Here is an 18,541-nt window from a genome sequence, read left to right on the forward strand (position 1 = left end):
GCCTCAGGCAGAAGCCGGGGCGTCCGGCCCCGGGGCGTGAGAGGCCGCGGGGGGTTGGGGGCGGACGTAGGTGCCGTTGCGGCGGGCCAGGAGTTCGTCGAGGAGCGCGTCCCACTTCTCCCCCACCGCGTCCACGTCGTACGTGAGCGCCGTCTCCAGCGCCCCCGCCGCCAGGTCCCGTCTCAGCTGCTCGTCCTCGATCACCCGGATGATCGAGGAGGCCAGGTTGGCGTTGGTCCGCGGCTTCACCAGCAGCCCGTCGACCTCGTCAGTGATCATCTCCTTGGGGCCGTGCGGGCTGTTGAAGCTGACGATCGCCAGCCCCTTGCCCATCGCCTCCAGGATCGTCATCGGGAAGCCCTCGTGACGCGAGCTGAGCACGAAGACGGACGCCTTCTCCAGCTCGGCCCCCACGTCGGACGTGGGTCCGGGCAGCTCGACCTTGCCCTGCAGCCCCGCCTCCGCGATCTGCTGGGCGAGGTTCTCCTCCTGCGGCCCCGCGCCGAAGATGCGCAGCGTCCAGTCGGGATGGGCGGCGGCGACCGTCTCCCAGGCGGTGATGAGCCGGTGGAAGCCCTTGATGCGCGTCATCCGGCCGACCGCGATGGCGACCTTGGCGTCCAGTTTGGAGATGCCGCCCGTCATCGGTGGCACGGCGTTGGGGATGCGGGTCAGCTTCTTCGGCTTCTTCGGCAGCGTCTCACGATAGTCGCGCAGGTCGGCCTTGGTGAGCGTGACCAGGGCGTCGAGGCGGCGGTAGCGCCACTTGATGAGCTCCTGCATCGGCTCGGCCTGGGTGCGGAGCGCCACGTGCTCCTGCCCGATCGTGATGACGTTGGGCAGCGCCAACTGGGCCACCGCCAGGTTGAGACCGGGGCGGGTGGCCATCAGCACGCCGGTGTCGAGCGAGCGGATGTAGCGGGCGAGCTTGAGGTCGGTCCACAGGTTGAAGCGGTGGTAGGCCGACTCCTCCTTGGGGATGATCCGGCTCGGCATCTTCGACAGCATCGCGCGCAGCGGGTCGGCGCTCGGGTTGATCCGATCGTCGAGGAAACGGAACTTCACCCGCGGGTCGATGGGGAAGAACGGCTCCTCGGACTCCTTCAGGATGCTCACGATCTCGACGTCGTGCTCCTTGGCCAGGTAGCTGGCCAGGTTGAACACGGTCCGGATCGTGCCCCCCATCCCGTACGCGTGCAGCAGCAGAATGCGGATCTTCCGCGTCGAAGGCGGCGGCGCGTTGAGCGTCTTGCGCCGGTTGTACCCCCGATACAGTCGGCGCACCGCCGACTTGCCCTTGCGTGCCAATGCGCGCACCTGACAGATCCCCCTTTGTCACCCGGAAGAAGTCTCAACACACATGGCCGGTGACGAGGAATCTCGCCACCGGCCTATTGTCTCGCTTCGGCGGAGTGCACGTGTTCATCCCCTATGCGCTTTCCCCACCTATGATCCTTAGACGCCTGTAACGTCACTAAGGTTGCATGCGCGGCCGATGCCGGAGATCGGGAGTGTGCGGCGGACGCTCGGCCAGCAGCTCCAGCGCGACGTCGATGGCCCGCTCGAGCTGCGTGTCCACGCCCCTGGCGTAGTCCTGCGGAGTGATGTCGACCTCGATGTCGGGATCGGTGCCGTAGTTCTCCACCTGCCAGCCGACGTCGTCGAAGGCGAAGGAGAATTCCGGCTGCGTCGTCACCGTGCCGTCGGCGAGCTGGTGGCGCGGCCAGATGCCGATGACGCCGCCCCAGGTGCGCTTGCCGACCAGCGGCCCCAGCTTCAGCACCTTGAAGGTGTGGCTGAAGATGTCGCCGTCGGAGCCCGCCCACTCGTTGGTGATCGCCACCAGCGGCCCGCGCGGCGACTCCGGCGGGTACGGCTCCGGGTCGCCCCACCGCGGATAGTCGTAGCCGAGCCGCCGCCTGGCCAGCTTCTCCAGCAGCAGCGCCGACACGCTGCCGCCGCCGTTGAAGCGCACGTCCACGATGAGCGCCTGCCGGTCGTACTCGGCCAGGAGCCCGCGGTGGAACTCCCCGAACCCGTCGGGACCCATGTCGGGCACGTGCAGGTAGCCCACCCGGCCGCCGGAGCGCTGGTGGCACTCGGCGCGGTTGAGGTTGACCCAGTCGCGGTAGCGGGCCGGCCGCTCGTCGGAGATGGCGCGCACGGTGACGGTGCACACCTGGTCCTCCCGCCGCAGCGTCAGCTCGACCTCCTCGCCGGCCTGGTTGACCAGGCGCTCGTTCGGGGTCGCGGCCTCGCCTATGGGCGCGCCGTTGATGGCCAGGACCGCGTCGCCCGTACGTACGTCGACACCGAGCCGGTTCAGCGGCGAGGTCGCCTCCGGATCCCACGGGTCACCGGTCACGATGGAGCGGATGTGGTAGACGCCGTCGCGGTAGTCCCAGTCGACGCCCAGCTTGCCCTGCGTGTAGTCGGGCCCGGGACGGTATTCGCCGCCGCTCTCGAAGGCGTGGCTGGTGGCGAGCTCGCCGTGCAGCTCCCACAGCAGGTCGGAGAACTCGCCCCGGGTCGTGACCCGCTCCACCAGCGGCCGGTAGCGGTCGTAGACGGCCGGCCAGTCGATGCCCGCCATGTCCTCGCTCCAGAAGTTCTCCAGCTGCAGCCGCCACGCCTCCCGGAACATCTGCCGCCACTCCGCCTCCGGGCAGACCGACACCTTGATCCGCGACAGGTCGATCCACCCGCTCTCCCGCCCCGGCGCCTCCTCGTCCTCGGGCGCCTCGTTCGCCTTGACCACCCGCAGCCTGGAGTCCGCGCGGTAGAGCAGCGTCTTGTGGTCGCGGCCCAGCTCGAAGTCGGTGACGCCGTCGGCGAAGTGCACCTTCTTGCCCTTGGCGAAGTCGAACAGGTGCAGCGAGCTCTCGCCTTCGAGCGGGCTGGTCAGGATCAGCGCCTTGCCCTTGAGCCCGGCCACCTTCTCGTAGCGGCCCTCGGGCAGCGGGAACTGGGTGACGCGCCGGGTCAGCCCCTCGACGTCGACGCGCAGCGGCTCCGGCTCGTCGCCGTCCTCCTCGTCCTCCCCCAGGGGCCGTTGCAGGGGCATGAACGGGTCGGGCGCGTCCGCCCGCAGCGCCACCGCATACGGGCGCGTCCCCAGCGGGAAGCCCAGGTCGAACTGGAGCTGGTCGTAGACCGGCGAGAAGGTGCGCTGGCCGATGAAGTAGAGGTAGCGGCCCTGCGGGTCGAACGCCGGCATCGAGTCCTGCAGCACCGGCTCCGTCGCCTGCAGCGTCCGCCCGGTCTCGGGGTGGTGCAGCTTGATCGCGCTGGACTGGGCGTTGAGCGGGCTCGAGTACGCCAGCCACCGCCCGTCGTGCGACCAGGCCGGGTCCTCGGGCGAGCCGTGCGGGTTGGCCTCCACCAGCGCAGGCCGCCCGGTGGCCAGGTCGAGCAGGTGCAGCTCGTGGCGGTGGTTGACGACGGCCACCCGGTCGTGGACCGGGTCGGGGACGAGCGCGGTGATCCGCCCCAGCCTGGCCACCTCCGTGCCGCCGCCGCCCTCGTGTCCTTCGAGGACGACCAGCCGCTCCTCGTCGCGGTCGTCGCTGGCCGCCGCGATCAGCCGGGTGCCGTCGTTGAGCCAGGTCAGGAGCCGGTAGCGGACCCCGTCGGGCGAGCCGTGCTGGGTCACCGGCCCTTCCCAGTCGGCCATCGCGTACGCCTTGCCGCGCGCGGTGACGGCCAGCGCGCTGCCGTCGGGGCTGAGCGTGGCGCCGTCGAGGTAGTCGGCGGGGTCGACGAACCTGCGGTTGCGCTGCGTCCTGGAGCTGGCCAGCTGCACGTCCAGCCGGTGCGCCGGCTCTCCGGGGTCGAGCAGGTAGAGGTCGGCGCCGGCGTGGTAGACCAGCCGGTGCCCGTCGCCCGACAGGTTGCGCGCGTAGTAGTCGTCGTGGTGGGTGTGCTTGCGCAGGTCCTGGCCGTCGGGGGCGCACGAGTAGACGTTGCCGACGCCCTCGTGGTCGGAGATGAAGCACACCCGGCCGCCGCTCCAGCAGGGCGAGGCCAGGTTTCCCGGCAGCCTGATCAGCCGCCGGAACTCGCCGTCGCCGCGCGGGTCGATCCACAGGTCGCCGACGGTGCCGCCGCGGTAGCGCTTCCACCGCGCCGGGTCGGCGGTGTTGCGGCCGAGCACGATCATGCCTTCGGGCCCGTACGCGATCGAGTTGGCCGGGCCGTACGGGAGCCGCTCAGGGACCCCGCCGGGCTCGACGCGGTACAGCCATTTGCGGGCCTCGAACGGCTGGGCCGCGTCGCTGGCGTACAGGATGCGCCCTTCGGGATCCCAGCCGGTGACCGTGCAGCGCGCGCCGTGGAAGGTGACCCGGCGGGCGGCGCCGCCGTCGGACGGCATGACGTACACCTCTTCCGGGCCCTCCTCGCGGCCGACGAACGCGAGCTGATCGCCGCGCGGCGAGATGCGCGGATAGCCCGCCTCGGCGAGCCCCGCGGTCAGCCGGAAGGCCCGCCCGCCCTGGGCGGACACCATCCACAGGTCGTCCTCGGCGGCGAAGACGACCACGTCCTGGAAGACGGCGGGAAAACGCAGGTAGCCGGACATGAGAGCCACTCCTGGTCGAGCCGACAGCCGAGGGCGCGCGCCCCCGGCTGTCAGATCACATCACCCGGGTCAGACATTTCGCCACAACTGCCCGGTCGTCCCGACCGGCGGCCAAGAACTTCCCCCCGCGACCGCCTGGTCGTCGGCCCGGGCAGCCGGGCCACCGCTGCCCCGTCCGGGTCACTCCTCGCCGGAGGGCGACTTGCGGGTCTCCCGCTTCGTCTCCTTGGTCTGCCTGTTGGTCTTGATGGCCTGCTTCTTCGACTTGCCGGACTTGGCGGCGGGTTTCTTCTTCGTGTCTGCCATGGGATTCCCCCCTGTACGGACATGCGCACCGGAATGGTGCACTGTGCCACTTAATACCCATCTAGCCCGGAAACCCGACATACCACCTACCGGACCGGTCGATCACCCGCCGGCGCGGACCACCAGACCCCTTCTCCGTGCGACAGCCCCGGCAGCCGCCGCTCGACCTCGTGCACCGCGGCCGCCGGGATCTCACCCTCCAGCACCCAGGTGTCGTCGCGCCTGCCGGTGTCGTGGAGCTCACCGCCCAGTGCGGCGAGCCTGGCGGTGACCGCGCTGAACGTCTCCGGCGGCACCTCCAGCTCGAACCGGTGGCACGGCTCGTACACGGTGGTGCCCGCCAGGCGCAGCGCCCGCATGAGCACGGCCCGGGCGCGGCCGCGGAAGTCGGCCGCGACCGTGAGGGGCGGGGCGTAGCCGGTCCTGGTCACCGTGACGAGCACGTCGGTGACCGGCCAGCCGTGCGGGCCCTCACCCAGGGCCTGGCGCACGCTCTCCTCGATGGCCCGGTGGTAGGCCAGCGGCAGCGAGCCGAGATCGACCTCCAGCCGGTAGCCGACGCCGGAGCCCTTCGGCCCCGGATCGATTCGCAGGCCCACGGTGGCCATGAACTCGTTGCGGCCGTGGCGCTGGATCTCCTCGACGACCTCCGCGGTGCCCGACGGGCGCTCGAAGTAGACGGGCCGGCTCGGCTCGAAGAGCGCCTCGACGCCGAAGTCCCTGGCGAGGGTCTCGCCGATGACCTCTTTCTGCACCTCCCCGTACAGCAGGACCGAGGTCTCGCCGCCGGTCAGGGTGCGGGTGCCGATCAGCGGGTCCTGCTCGGCCAGCGCGAGCAGCGCGGCGTGCAGGCGCGGCTCCTGGCCGGGGACGCGGGGCCGTACCACGGTCTCCAGGCTGGGCGGGGTGAAATGGGCCTGGTGCGCGGGCCCGGGCTCCCCCAGGTGGTCGCCAACGCGGATCTCGGGCACGCCCCAGACCTTGACGATGTCCCCGGCCACCGCCTGCCGCCGCCCGGGGGAGCCGGCGACGGCCAGCGCGGTCAGCCTGCCGTCGTAGGCCTGCCGCCCCCGATGGAAGGTGAGGTGCTCGCGCGCTCGCAGCGCGCCCGCGCGTACCCGCAGGTAGGCGACCTTCTCCCCGGACGGGGCGCGCTCGATCGCGAACACCGTCGCCCGCGCCGCCTCCTCCGGGTCCCCGGCCGGCTGGGTCACGGCGGGCAGCAGGTGGACGGCGTCGAGCAGCTCGCCGACTCCCTGCCCGGTCAGCGCCGAGCCGAACAGCACCGGATGCGCCTGCCCGGCGGCGCACTGCCGCGCCAGCGCCGCGCGTACCTGGCCGACGTCGGGCGTCTTGCCCTCGACGAGCAGCTCCAGCAGCCCGTCGTCCCGCTCGGCCAGCACCTCGGCCGCCGCCTCGGGCGAGGCGACGCCGGCGGTGACGGCCGCCTTGGAGCCGAGGTGCCGCACGGTGTTCAGGGCCACGCAGTACGGCGAGAGCCGCCGCCGGATGTCGGCCAGCAGCTCCCGCTCCCTGGCCCCGGCCCGGTCGATCTTGTTGACGAAGATCAGTGTGGGCAGGCGCAGCCGGCGCAGGGTCTTCATCAGGACCCGGGTGTGCGGCTGCACGCCCTCGACGGCCGACAGCACCAGCACGGCGCCGTCGAGCACGCCGAGCGCGCGCTCCACCTCGGCCACGAAGTCGGCGTGGCCGGGTGTGTCGACCAGGTTGACCCGCAGGTCGCCCAGGCTGAAGGAGGCGACGGCCGTGCGGATGGTGATCCCGCGACGGCGCTCGATCTCGCCGGAGTCGGTCTGTGTGCTGCCCTCGTCCACGCTGCCGAGCCGGTCGATGACCCCGGTCTCGAACAGCAGCCGCTCAGTGAGGCTGGTCTTGCCCGCGTCTACGTGCGCGAGGATGCCGATGTTCAGGATGTGCACGGTGCTGGAAGTCCTCGGGAACTCTCGTGCCAATGGGGCGCTGGGAGATTCCGAGGCACCGCATCTCATGCTCCTGATCGTCGGCGGACGGCTGCCGGGCCATCCTGCCATCGCGGCGGGGGCACCCGCGAACCATTTACAGGGCCTATTTACAGGGCCTGCGCCAGGGCCACCCCGCAGTAGGCCGCGCCCAGCCCGGCCACCACGCTGGCGGCCGCGTTGGCCACCGCGTGGAAGCGCGCGCCCTCCTCCACCAGCCGCACCGTCTCGTACCCGAACGTCGAGTACGTGGTCAGCGCCCCGCAGAACCCGGTGCCCAGCAACGCCATCACCCCGCCGGCGGCGGGCAGCGCGGCCAGGAAGCCCAGCAGCGCCGATCCGGCCACGTTCACCGTCAGCGTCCCCCACGGGAACACCGTGTCGTGGCGCGCCTGCACGGCCCGGTCCGCGAGATAGCGCAGCGGCGCGCCGAGCGCCGCCCCGAGGACGATGAGCAGCACCGTCATCGCACGCCCGCCAGCATGCCGGCGATCCGCCTGGTCAGCCACATGCCCGCCACCACGGCCGCCACCGCCGCCACCAGCGTGGCCGCCAGGTAGACCAGCCCCGTCAGCGGCGCCCCCGCCGCGACCGTCCGCTGGATGTCCACCGCGTACGTGGAGAACGTCGTGTACCCGCCCAGCACCCCCACCCCCAGGAACGGCCGCACGAGGCGGTGCGCCTGCCGCACCTCCGTGATCATCACCATGAGCACGCCGATCAGCAGGCACCCGGACACGTTGATGAGGAACGTCGCCCAGGGGAAGTCCGCCGGCCCGGACGGCAGCGCCGACTGCAGGCCGAAACGCGCGAGCGCGCCCAGCGCGCCCCCGGCCGCGATCGCGGCGAGCACGGGCCAGTGCAGCTCGGCGCGCTGCTCCGGGATGTGGAGATCGACGTCCGGGTCGATCGGACGATCAGTCACATAACCCTCCCCGTGTCAAAACGCCGGATGCCGGGAATTTCTCTAGACAACCTTTGATGTTCGGAGGCCTGCTTGAGCACGAAGGACGCCATCGCCCTTCTAGCGGGAGCCATCATCGTCGTTTCCTTCGTCGGCGGCGCCAAGACCTCTCCGGCCACGGCGGCCAGCCCGCTGGGCAACACCAGCGGGACGCGGCCCGGTCTGGCACCCATCATCTCGGACGCCGACAAGGGCAAGGCACGCGACCTCATCAAACGGGTGCGCGTCAAGGGGCTCGGTTCCAACACCGGCTACGAGCGCACCCGGTACGGCGACAACTGGGCCGACACCGCGAGCGGGGTGCCGTACGCGCGCAACGGCTGCCGCACCCGCGACGACCTGCTGGCCCGCGACGGGCGGAACGTGAAATACCGGTCGGGCTCCAGCTGCGAGGTCGTCTCCATGGAGCTGAGCGACCCCTACACCGGCCGGACCATTCACTGGCACAAGGACAACCCGGACGAGGTGCAGGTCGACCACGTGGTGCCGCTGAACTACGCGTGGCGCATGGGCGCGCCGCGCTGGCGGATGTCCAAGCGGCTCGACTTCGCCAACGACCCGCTGAACCTGCTGCCCGTGGCCGGCTACGCCAACGAGCAGAAGGATGCCTCCGGCCCGGCGACCTGGTTACCGCCGCAGCGGCGCGTCCGCTGCGCGTACGTCACCCGCTTCGCGCAGGTCGCGCTCAAGTACAACGTGCCCGTCACCGCGGCGGACAAGAGGATGATGCTGGCCCAGTGCCGTTGACCGGGCCGCTGACGGGCGGGCTAGCGCGGGTCCTCCCACGTGAAGCCGTGCCCGAACGTCTGCTCGGCCAGGATCCGCTGCCCGTCCATGTTCGGGTGGAAGTAGTCCCACTTGCTGACGTGATCGAGCGTGAACGGGAAGGCGAACACCGCGCCCCCGTCGGTGCGGCAGCCGGGCCCGAACCTGGCGCACGCCTGGGCCGCCGCGCGGTTGTAGGCCATGACCCGCGCCCGCACCCGCTGGCGGCGCTCGACGTCGGCGCGCTTGGTCGAGGTGGGCTGGGCGAGCATGGACTGGCAGATGTGGCCGGCCGTCCAGAACGTGCGGGCGAGCGGGACGGTCTTGCCCACCTGCCAGAGCCGCCGCAGGTCGGGGATGCTGGCGATGAACACCCGGGCCGCGGGCATGCCGGCCCGCAGCTCGGCCAGCGCCGCGTCCATCCGCCGCCGGTACGTCTCGACTGGCGTCATGGCCTGCTCGGTGCGCACGCACGCGTCCTGGGCCCCGATCAGGATCGTGACGTAGTCGGCCTTGGCCTCGACGGCCTTGCGCACCTGGCCGAGCAGGTCGGCGCTGGTGGCCCCGGGGGCGGCGAAGGTGAGGTTGTGCTGCTGGAGCGTTCCAGACATGGCCGACAGGCGCAGGTAGTGGCTGTTCACCCCGGGGTTGTCGCCGGAGGACCATGAGCGCGGGATGCAGGAGACGTAGAAGCCGCACGCGTTGAAGCCGGTGGAGATGGAGTCTCCGAGCGCGGCCATGATCCCGGGGACGGGCTGGGCCGCGGCGGCCTGCGCCGGACCTGTGGCGGAGACGAGCAGCGTTGCGGCGAGGACTGAGCCCAGGCGACCGATCATGGACCCAAGGTAGGAAGCGGATCAGCGACCGGCCATGACGTACGGGCCACGTCTGTGATTTCAGGACCGACTTCATATCGCCGCTTGACAGCCCGGACCCGATCGGGATGGGGTAAATGCAGCTCAACGCCTGGTTTTATCCGGGTTCGTTGACCGTAACCTCGCATTCACGGGGGTCTGAGTCGAACGTGTTCAGTTCCCGCATAGAGTGTCTTGGGTGAGTGTCGCGCTCGGAACAACCCGCCCGCTACCGGTTCGCACCACCCCTGTCGGCGACCCGGGCGACCTGCTGGCATCCCTGCCCAGGACCGCCCCGTACGCCTGGGTCAGGAACGGCGAGGGCCTGGTCGGCTGGGGTCAGGCCGCACGGGTGGCCGTGCCCCCGGGCCCGGGCCGGTTCGCCTGGGCCCGCCAGTGGCTGGCCACCGTGTTCGGCGACGCCCACGTCGACGACGCCGTGCGCACCCCCGGCTCCGGCCCGGTCGCCTTCGGCAGCTTCACCTTCGACGAGGACGCCCACGGCTCCGTCCTCGTCGTACCGCGCGCCGTGCTGGCCCGCCGCGACGGCCACGCCTGGCTCACCACGATCGGCGACGCGCCGCTGGAGACGTTCTCCCCCATCCGCGACCCCGGCCGCATCAGCTACGGCGACGGCAGCCTGAGCGCCCCCGAGTGGGAGCACGTCGTGGCCAGGGCCGCCAAGCGCATCCGCGAGGGCGAGCTGGAGAAGGTCGTGCTGGCGCGCGACCTGGTCGCCACCGCCGAGCGGCCCATCGACGTGCGCCTGCTGCTCACCCGGCTGGCCCGGCGCTATCCCGAGTGCTACACGTTCTCGGTCGCGGGGCTGGTGGGGGCCACGCCCGAGCTGCTGATCAGGCGTACGGGCCAGGAGATCGAGTCGCTCGTGCTGGCCGGCACCACCCCGCGCGGCACCGGCCCGGCCGACGACCTCGCCCGCGGGGCCGCGCTGTTCGCCTCGCCCAAGGACCGCCACGAGCACGAGTGCGCCATCGCCTCGGTCCGCCAGACGCTCGCCCCCCTCTGCGCCTCGCTGGAGACCCCGGACGAGCCCGAGCTGCTGGTGCTGCCCAACGTCCAGCACCTGGCCAGCCACGTCACCGGGCGGCTGGCCGACGGGGCCTCCGTCCTCGACGTGGTCGCCGCCATGCACCCGACGGCCGCCGTCGGCGGCACCCCCACCCCCACCGCGATCGAGGTCATCCGCGAGCTGGAGGGCATGGACCGGGCCGGCTACGCCGGGCCCGTCGGGTGGATCGACGCCCACGGCGACGGCGAGTGGGGCATCGCGCTGCGCTCGGGGCTCGTGCAGGGCCGCCGGGCCCGCCTGTTCGCGGGCGGCGGCATCATGGGCGACTCCGACCCGGCCGCCGAGCTGGCCGAGGCCCAGGCCAAGTTCAGGGTCATGCAGTACGCGCTGGAGGGCTGATCAGCCGGGGACGTGGATCTCCTCGCCCACGTCCACGCGGGCCCGCCCGGCCGTCAGCGTCGCCACCCAGTCCGCGAACGGCGCCACCTCGTCCTCGCCCACGGAGACGGCGAAGGTGACCTCGCCCGCGTACGTCACCTCGCGCACCGGGTGGCGCGAGGCCCGCAGGTCGTTCTCCACCCGCCCGGCCTGGTCGTGGGCCACCGCGACCCGCACGACGCGGGCCGGCACCATCCGCACCGGCTCGGCCCGGTCGAGGGTCTCGGTCACGGCGGAGCCGTAGGCCCGCACCAGCCCGCCCGCCCCCAGCAGGGTGCCGCCGAAATAGCGGGTCACCACCGCCACCACGTCGCTGAACCCCCTGCCCACCAGGGCCTGCACCATCGGCGTGCCCGCCGTGCCGCCCGGCTCGCCGTCGTCGTCGCCCTTCTGGACGCGCTGCCCGACGACGTACGCGGTGCAGTTGTGCGTGGCGCCGGGATGCTTCTGCCGCCGCTCGCCGATGAACGCGACCGCCTCCTCGACGCTGCGCGCGGGCGCCAGCGCGCAGATGAACCGGGAGCGCTTCGCCTCCGTCTCGTGCTCGACGACGGAGGTGAGGGTCAGGTACGGCGCAGACACATTCGACAGGTTATGCCCTTGCCGGACGAACTCCGGAAGCTACCATCTCGTCATTCCATCAGGACCTACGGGAGGGTCTCATGGACACTGTGAGCAACCTCATGCCCTTCGTCTCCTCGGCGATCGACGCCTACGGCGTGGGCGTGCTGGCCAAGACCCGCGAGCTGGCCGCCGACACGGCCGTGGCCCGCGGCACCCGCATCCTGCAGCGGGTCTTCGGCCGCGGTGACGCCGCGTCCAGACAGGTGATCGAGACGATGGCGAGCGCCAAGCCGGACGACGAGCCGAGCCGCGCGGCGTTGAAACTGGCGATCATGGAGGCGTTCCGCGCCGACCCGCACCTGGCCCGCGAGGTCGCGGCCATGTTGCCCAGGATGACGGATGACATGATCGTGGCAGAGGACAACGCCCCCGTCCTCTGACGCGAAGGAGGGACGTCCCTTGCCCAGCGAAGGCGGGAGCAGGCTGCTGGCCGTCAGCGATCTGCACGTCGGCTACGAGGAGAACCGGGCCATCGTCCAGGAGCTGAAACCGGACGACCCCGGCGACTGGCTGCTGGTCGCGGGCGACGTCGGCGAACGGCTGGAGGACATCGCCCGGACGCTGGGCCTGCTGGCCGCGCGGTTCGAGCGGGTGGTCTGGGTGCCGGGCAACCACGAGCTGTGGACCCCGCCGGGAGACCCGCCGGAGCTGCGGGGCGTGGCCCGCTACAACCACCTCGTCGCCATGTGCCGCGAGCTGGGCGTGGTGACGCCGGAGGACGACTATCCGGTGTGGGAGGGAGCGGGCGGGCCGGTCCGGATCGTGCCCCTGTTCCTGCTCTACGACTACACGTTCCTGCCGGCCGGCCATCTCACCAAGGCGAGCGCGCTCGCGTACGCGCACAGCACCGGCGTGGTCTGCACCGACGAGTATCTCCTGCACCCCGACCCGTACCCGAGCCGCGAGGCGTGGTGCCGGGCCCGGGTGGAGCTGACCGGGCGGCGGCTGGCCGGGCTGGACGACGTGCCGCTGGTCTTCGTCAACCACTATCCGCTGGTACGCGAGCCGACCGACGTCCTGCGCTACCCGGAGTTCGCCCAGTGGTGCGGCACGACCGCCACCAGGGACTGGCACACGCGCCACCCGACCGCCGCCATGATCTACGGCCACCTCCACATCCCCCGTGTCACCTGGTACGACGGCGTGCGCTTCGAGGAGGTGTCGCTCGGCTACCCCCGCGAGTGGCGGCGCAGGCCGGGCGGCCGCAAGCTCCTGCGCGACGTGATCGTCACCTAGCGGCCCCACCCTCGCAGACCACCGCCCCGGCCAGGCACCGTCGGCGGTCTCTTCCGTGAACCGCAAACACTTCTTCGCGAAGAAGTGTTTGCGAAGAAGTGTTTGCGGTTTAGGCTTCTCATCATGACGCCATCCCCTGACAGCGTGGTCGTCCTCGACGCCAAGGGCCTGCGCGCGCTCGCCCACCCCCTGCGGGTGCAGCTCGTCGACCTGCTGCGCAAGCACGGCCCGTCCACCGCCACCCGCCTGGCCGAGCGCCTGGGGGTGAACTCGGGCACGGCCAGCTACCACCTGCGCAGGCTCGGCGCCGCCGGGTTCGTGGAGGAGGACACCGAACGCGGCAACGCGCGGGAGCGCTGGTGGCGCTCGGTCCACCGGACGACCCGGCTCACCGACGAGGGCGGTCTGGCCGACCGGGAGCCGGAGGCGGTGCTGGCGTACATGCAGTCCATCGCCGCCCTCTACAACCTGCGCACCCAGCAGGCGCTCAACGAGCTGCAGACCATGCCGCAGCCGTGGCGCGGCGTGCTCGACCTCAGCGCCGTCCCGTTCCGCCTCACCCCGGAGGAGGCGCTTCGGCTGCGCGCGGACCTGACGGAGCTCTTCACGCGCTACCGGCGCGACGGCGACGAGGCGCCGGCGGACGCGGTCCGGGTCTACCTGATGACGCAGGTCATCCCCGAGCTGGACGACCCCGAGGAGGCATGATGGAGCCGCGCGGGTCCTTACGGCCGATGGCCGGGGTGCTGGCGGCCATCGCCGTGTCGACGACCGGGACGCGGGTCTCGGCCATCGCGCTGCCCTGGTTCGTGCTGACGAGCACCGGCAGCGCGGTGTGGACGGGGCTGGTGGCGTTCGCGGAGATGGCGCCGTACGTGCTGGTCAAGGGGCTGACGGGGCCGCTCGTGGACCGGGCGGGGCCGCGCCGGATCTCGTGGGTCGCCGACGTCGTGAGCGCCTCGGCCGCCGCCGCGATGGTCGTGCTGCACGCGCTCGGCCTGCTGCCGCTGGGCGTGATCGTCGCGCTGGTGGCGGTGATCGGCGCGGCCCGCGGGCCGGGCGACCTGGCCAAGGAGATCATGATTCCGGAGGCGGCCGAACGCGGGCGGGTGCCGCTGGAGCGGGCCACCGGGCTGATGGGCGTGACGGAGCGGCTGGCCGTGACCGTGGGGCCGGGGCTGGGCGGCGCGATGGTGACGCTGCTCGGCTCGCTGTCCGGCCTGGGCGTCAGCGCCGCCCTGTTCGCGCTCGGATCGGCGGTCGTGGCCGTGGTGCTGCCGCGCGACCTCGGGCACCGTGCGCCCGACGCCCCCGCGCACGAAGAGGAGGAGGGCTACTGGCGGCGGTTCGGCCAGGGCTTCGCGTTCCTGCGCGGCGAGCCGCTGCTGCTCGCGGTGATCGTCATGATCGCCGCCACGAACCTGCTGGACGCGGCCTGGAGCCAGGTTCTCGCGCCCGTGTGGGCCAAGGAGTCCGGCCACGGGCCCGCCGTCCTCGGGCTGAGCGTCAGCGTGCTCGGGCTGGCTTCGGTCGGGGGCAGCCTGGTGGCCGCCGCGGTGGCGCACCGGATGCGGCGCAGGCCGGTGTTCTTCGTGGCGTTCCTGCTCGGCGGGCCGCCGAAGTTCCTCATGTTCGCCGTGGACATGCCGGTGTGGGGGCTGGTGGCGGCGTCCGTGGTGATCGGGTTCAGCGGCGGGTTCCTGAACCCGATCCTGAGCGCGATCTCGTACGAGCGCGTGCCCCGGCACCTCCTGGGCCGGGTGGGCGCGCTGCAGGGCGCGGTGATGTGGGCCGGCATCCCGCTGGGCGGGCTGCTGGGCGGGGCTGCGGTGACGGCGGCCGGGCTGGCGCCGGTGCTGCTGGCGTGCGGGATCGCCTACGCGCTCGTCACGAGCCTGACCGGGCTGCGTCCCGAGTGGCGCGAGATGGACCGGCTGCGCGGACACGGCCCTCCCGCCGCACCGGCGCCAGAGGGCAGCGCCGGTACGGCGGGACGTTCCAGCGGGTGATCAGCGGGTGATCAGCGGGTGGTCAGGCCCTGGGACAGGTCGGTGGCCGTGGCGGTGTGGGAGCGGCGGGCGGCGGGGCCGTAACCGCCGCCACCGCCCGACTCGCAGCGCAGCACGTCCCCCGCGGTGACCGGCAGCGCGTTCACCTTGAGCATCTCGCGGGCGTCCGGGGTGCCCGGGTTGAGGGTGACGCGGGGCGGCGCGCCCGGCTCGCCGCCCGCCAGGCCCCAGGCCGGGGTGACCGAGCGCTCGAACCAGAGCGACAGCGAGGTGTCCCCGCAGAACTCGTACTCGCGCACCACCCCGTTCCCGCCCCGCCACTGACCGGCGCCGCCGGTGTCGGGGCGGATCTCGTAGCGGCGCACCCGGACCGGGAACAACGTCTCCAGCACCTCGATGGGCATGTCCCGCAGCGCGCCGTTGACGTTGTTGATCAGGCAGGTCTCGCCGTCGCCGCCGTCCCAGGCGCCCCAGCCGCCGACCGTGGCCTCCTGGGAGACGTACAGCTTGCCGGTACGCGGGTCCGTGCCGGTGAACTGCACGATCATCGAGTCCCCGTACGAGGCCGCGGCCGCCTTGTCCGGCAGCACCGGCGCCAGCGCCTTGACCACCAGGTCGATGAGCAGCCCCAGGTGCGAGTAGTAGTACTGGCAGGCGGCGGGCGACTCGGCGGCCAGCATGGAGCCGGGCCGGGTCTCGACCGACAGCGGGCGGAACGAGCCGCCGTTCAGCGGCACGTCGCCCGAGACCAGCAGCTTGTAGCCGACGCGGACGGCGGCCACGGCCTGGGCCGCGCCGCAGTTGACCGGGCCGAGCGCCTGGTCGGCGCAGTCGGTCAGGTCGACGTGCATCGACTCGCCCGACACCGCGACCGTGACGTTGACCGGCAGCGGGGTGCCGAGGTCGATGCCGTCGTTGTCGAGGAAGCCGGAGGCCTCGTAGACGCCGTCGGGGATGGCCGCGATGGCCGCGCGTTCCATGCGCTCGGTCTGGGCGAAGATCTCGTCGCGGGCGGCCAGCACCGTGTCCAGGCCCCACCGGGACACGATCTCCTTCAGCCGCCGCTGGCCCGTCATGGCGCAGCTCACCTGGGCGCGCAGGTCGCCGAGCGTGGCGTGCGGGAAGCGTACGTTGCGGGCGATCACCTCGTGCAGGTCGCGGCAGGGCGCGCCGCCCGCGTACACCTTGACCGGGCCCATCCGCAGGCCCTCCTGGAAGATCGACGTGGAGTCCATGGAGCCGCCCGGGTCCTTGGAGCCGACATCCAGCCAGTGCGCCCGCGACGCCGCGAAACCGGCCAGTTCCCCGTCCACGAAGATCGGCCCGTAGACCGTGACGTCGTTGAGGTGGGTGCCGCCGATGTAGGAGTCGTTGAGCACCCACACGTCGCCCTCCTGCCAGACCTCCCGCCCGTACAGGCGCTCGGTCTCGCGGGTGCACACCTCCAGGTTGCCCAGGAAGATCGGCAGCCCGGACGACTGGCCCAGCACGTTGTGGTGGCGGTCGAGCAGCGCGACCGCGCAGTCCTTGGCCTCGTAGATGACGGGGGTGTAGGAGCTGCGGATGAGGGTGGTGTTCATGTCCTCGGCCGCCTGCAGCAGCGCGCAGCGGATGATCTCCGTGGTGACGGGGTCGATCACAAGTTCACCTTCACGATGAGAAAGCCGTTGGGGTCCACGGTGGCCACGCAGCCGGGCGGGATGACCGTCGTCGCGGTCTCCTCGACCACGATCGCGGGCCCGGCCAGCTCGCCGTCGAGGCTGGAGCGCCGCAGCACCGGGGTGCTGTGCACGGCCCCGTCGAAGATCACATCCCGTACGTACGCCGCCCGCTCCTCGGGGGCCTCCTGCGCGGCGGCGGCGGTGCGCGGGAACGAGCCGAGCCCGGTGCTGCGCAGCATGACGAACTCCACCGGCGCCTCCGGGGTGGCGTGCCCGTAGCGGCCGGTGTGCGCCTCGGCGTAGCGGGCCGCGATCGTCTCCAGGAACCCGGGCTCGGCGGGCTCGGCCGCGTCGCGCAGCGGGATGGTCAGCGTGTAGTCCTGGCCCTCGTAGCGCATGTCCACGGCGTGCTCGACCCGGTGCCGCTCCTCGGGAACGCCCTGGGCGGAGAGCGCCGCCAGCGCATCTTCCTCCAAGGTCACGAAATTTCGGGACATGTCGGGGCCATCGAGCGTGTCCTGCGACCGGAAGTACGGATGCGTCAGATCCCGGCGTACGTCGGCCTCCAGCATCCCCCACGCCGAGAACGCCCCCGGGAAGCGCGGCACCACCACCTCGGAGATCCCCAGCTCGCGCGCGATGAACACGGCGTGCATCGCCCCCGCGCCCCCGAACGCCACCAGCGCGAACTCCCGCGGCTCGATCCCGTGCTCCACGGTCAGCGTACGGATCGCCTGCGCCATCTTGGCGTTGGCCACGTCGCAGATCCCCTCGGCCAGCAGCAGCGGATCCATGTCCAGCTCGTCGGCCAGCGTGGCCACCGCCGTACCCGCCGCCTCCACGTCCAGCGTCATCAGCCCGCCCGCGAACCAGGCCGGGTCCACCCGGCCGAGCGCCACGTTCGCGTCGGTGACCGTGGCCCGGGTGCCGCCCCTGCCGTAGCAGGCGGGCCCGGGCAGGGCCCCGGCCGACTCGGGCCCGACCCGCAGCGCGCCCGCCTCGGCGTACGCGATCGAGCCGCCGCCCGCGCCGATCGTGTGCAGGTTCACGATGGGCATGAGCACCGGGTAGCCCTCGATGCGGGCCTCCGCGCTGACATCCGGCCGCCCGTTCACCACGAGCGACACGTCGAACGACGTCCCGCCCATGTCGATGCAGATGGCGTTCTCCCTGTCCATGAACCGGGCCGCCGCGACCCCGCCCATCGTGCCGCCCACCGGCCCGGACAGCAGCGTCTGCAACGGCCTGCGCATCGCGTAGGAGGCGTTCACCAGCCCGCCCGACGACTGCATCACGTGCACCGGCACGGCCAGCCCCCGTTCGGCGAAGCGCCGCTCGATCCTGGCCAGGTAGCGGCGGACCACGGGCCCGGTGTACGCCTCCAGCACCGCCGACGAGGTCCGCTCGTACTCGCGCCATTCCCGCGCCACCTCATGGGAGAGCACGACCAGCACGTCGTCGCCCAGCTCCGCGCGCAGGATCTCGCCGGCCCGCAGCTCGTGCGCCGGGTTCGCGTAGGAGAACAGCAGGCACACGGCCACCGCGTCGAACCCCTCCTCCCGCGCGCGCCGCCCCGCCGCCCGCACCGACTCCTCGTCGAGCGGCTGGAGTTCGCGTCCCAGGTAGTCGAGCCGGCCGCCGGCCTCCATGACGTCCTGGCGCGGGACCAGCGGCGCGGGCTTGCGGTAACGCAGGTCGAACATGCGGTCGCGGTTGCCCCTGGCGATCTGGTAGACGTCCCGGCCGCCCTGACCGGACAGCAGCAGCACGCGGGCGCCCTTGCGCTCCAGCAGCGCGTTGAGCCCCTGCGTGGTGCCGTGCACGAAGAACGAGATCTCGGCCGGATCCTCGACGACCCGGCCCAGCGCGGCGAACACCCCCTCGGCCAGGTCTCCCGGAGTGGTGGGCGCCTTCGAGGCGGTGACCGTCCCGCTGCGTTCGTCGTAGCAGACGACGTCGGTGAAGGTGCCGCCGATGTCCATGGCGACGCGATAGCTCATGCGCTGCACCGTACGCCGACGGGGACGCCGCCCGCATGTGCGGCCCGCACAGGAGGAGGCCCCCGCCAGTGCATCCCGCCCGGTCGGCGCGCCCGT

At 72.2% G+C, this 18,541-nt stretch carries 16 protein-coding genes; 6 read left to right on the top strand and 10 right to left on the bottom strand.

Annotation, left to right across the window (positions count from 1 at the left end):
- Nucleotides 1–3: 3 nt before the first annotated feature.
- The 6 genes from AB0J87_RS27485 to AB0J87_RS27510 form a co-directional block, all read right to left on the bottom strand.
- Nucleotides 4–1,317, bottom strand: a complete 1,314-nt coding sequence (locus AB0J87_RS27485; RefSeq protein WP_363969616.1) for a glycosyltransferase family 4 protein — start codon at nucleotides 1,315–1,317, stop codon at nucleotides 4–6.
- A 157-nt stretch (nucleotides 1,318–1,474) separates the two neighbouring features.
- Nucleotides 1,475–4,579, bottom strand: coding sequence for a PDZ domain-containing protein (locus AB0J87_RS27490; protein WP_363969618.1), 3,105 nt, complete (start codon nucleotides 4,577–4,579; stop codon nucleotides 1,475–1,477).
- Nucleotides 4,580–4,759: 180 nt separating this feature from the next.
- The gene (locus AB0J87_RS27495) at nucleotides 4,760–4,885 is read right to left on the bottom strand and encodes a hypothetical protein (protein WP_363969620.1); all 126 of its coding nucleotides are present in this window, start codon (nucleotides 4,883–4,885) and stop codon (nucleotides 4,760–4,762) included.
- An 86-nt stretch (nucleotides 4,886–4,971) separates the two neighbouring features.
- Complete coding sequence (locus AB0J87_RS27500) at nucleotides 4,972–6,825, bottom strand: GTP-binding protein (RefSeq protein WP_363969622.1); 1,854 nt, start codon at nucleotides 6,823–6,825, stop codon at nucleotides 4,972–4,974.
- A gap of 149 nt (nucleotides 6,826–6,974) precedes the next feature.
- The gene (gene crcB / locus AB0J87_RS27505; RefSeq protein ID WP_355200949.1) at nucleotides 6,975–7,331 is read right to left on the bottom strand and encodes a fluoride efflux transporter CrcB; all 357 of its coding nucleotides are present in this window, start codon (nucleotides 7,329–7,331) and stop codon (nucleotides 6,975–6,977) included.
- Nucleotides 7,328–7,789, bottom strand: a complete 462-nt coding sequence (locus AB0J87_RS27510; protein WP_363969625.1) for a CrcB family protein — start codon at nucleotides 7,787–7,789, stop codon at nucleotides 7,328–7,330. Before AB0J87_RS27510 ends, crcB begins: the two co-directional genes overlap by 4 nt.
- 72 nt (nucleotides 7,790–7,861) lie before the next feature.
- Between AB0J87_RS27510 and AB0J87_RS27515 the strand changes: the two genes are divergently transcribed.
- Complete coding sequence (locus AB0J87_RS27515) at nucleotides 7,862–8,575, top strand: HNH endonuclease family protein (RefSeq protein WP_363969627.1); 714 nt, start codon at nucleotides 7,862–7,864, stop codon at nucleotides 8,573–8,575.
- Nucleotides 8,576–8,595: 20 nt separating this feature from the next.
- On the opposite strand, the gene AB0J87_RS27520 is transcribed toward AB0J87_RS27515, so the two are convergent.
- Complete coding sequence (locus AB0J87_RS27520) at nucleotides 8,596–9,429, bottom strand: GDSL-type esterase/lipase family protein (protein WP_363969629.1); 834 nt, start codon at nucleotides 9,427–9,429, stop codon at nucleotides 8,596–8,598.
- Nucleotides 9,430–9,646: 217 nt separating this feature from the next.
- Here AB0J87_RS27520 and AB0J87_RS27525 point away from each other — a divergent pair, with 217 nt between their 5' ends.
- The gene (locus tag AB0J87_RS27525) at nucleotides 9,647–10,876 is read left to right on the top strand and encodes an isochorismate synthase (RefSeq protein WP_363969631.1); all 1,230 of its coding nucleotides are present in this window, start codon (nucleotides 9,647–9,649) and stop codon (nucleotides 10,874–10,876) included.
- Here the strand turns inward: AB0J87_RS27525 and AB0J87_RS27530 are convergent, their stop codons facing one another.
- A complete protein-coding gene (locus tag AB0J87_RS27530) occupies nucleotides 10,877–11,497 on the bottom strand; it encodes a YigZ family protein (protein ID WP_363969633.1) in 621 nt (206 codons plus the stop codon).
- An 80-nt stretch (nucleotides 11,498–11,577) separates the two neighbouring features.
- Here AB0J87_RS27530 and AB0J87_RS27535 point away from each other — a divergent pair, with 80 nt between their 5' ends.
- From AB0J87_RS27535 to AB0J87_RS27550, 4 genes are all read left to right on the top strand, one after another.
- On the top strand, nucleotides 11,578–11,919 hold the full coding sequence (locus AB0J87_RS27535; RefSeq protein WP_363969635.1) for a hypothetical protein: 342 nt from the start codon (nucleotides 11,578–11,580) through the stop codon (nucleotides 11,917–11,919).
- A gap of 19 nt (nucleotides 11,920–11,938) precedes the next feature.
- Nucleotides 11,939–12,775: a metallophosphoesterase gene (locus tag AB0J87_RS27540; RefSeq protein ID WP_363969637.1), complete on the top strand. Its 837-nt coding sequence runs from the start codon at nucleotides 11,939–11,941 to the stop codon at nucleotides 12,773–12,775.
- 123 nt (nucleotides 12,776–12,898) lie between these two features.
- The gene (locus AB0J87_RS27545) at nucleotides 12,899–13,483 is read left to right on the top strand and encodes a winged helix-turn-helix domain-containing protein (protein WP_363969639.1); all 585 of its coding nucleotides are present in this window, start codon (nucleotides 12,899–12,901) and stop codon (nucleotides 13,481–13,483) included.
- Complete coding sequence (locus AB0J87_RS27550) at nucleotides 13,480–14,784, top strand: MFS transporter (protein ID WP_363969641.1); 1,305 nt, start codon at nucleotides 13,480–13,482, stop codon at nucleotides 14,782–14,784. The genes AB0J87_RS27545 and AB0J87_RS27550 overlap by 4 nt, the downstream gene beginning before the upstream one ends.
- Before the next feature lie 11 nt (nucleotides 14,785–14,795).
- Here AB0J87_RS27550 and AB0J87_RS27555 read toward each other — a convergent pair whose 3' ends face one another.
- Both AB0J87_RS27555 and AB0J87_RS27560 read right to left on the bottom strand, forming a co-directional pair.
- Entirely contained in the window at nucleotides 14,796–16,424 is a 1,629-nt protein-coding gene (locus AB0J87_RS27555) for a hydantoinase B/oxoprolinase family protein (RefSeq protein ID WP_363969642.1), read from the bottom strand.
- Nucleotides 16,421–18,445: a hydantoinase/oxoprolinase family protein gene (locus AB0J87_RS27560; RefSeq protein ID WP_363969643.1), complete on the bottom strand. Its 2,025-nt coding sequence runs from the start codon at nucleotides 18,443–18,445 to the stop codon at nucleotides 16,421–16,423. The genes AB0J87_RS27555 and AB0J87_RS27560 overlap by 4 nt, the downstream gene beginning before the upstream one ends.
- Nucleotides 18,446–18,541 lie beyond the last annotated feature (96 nt).

Source organism: Nonomuraea sp. NPDC049625 (assembly GCF_040675285.1).
Classification (GTDB): Bacteria; Actinomycetota; Actinomycetes; order Streptosporangiales; family Streptosporangiaceae; genus Nonomuraea; species Nonomuraea angiospora_A.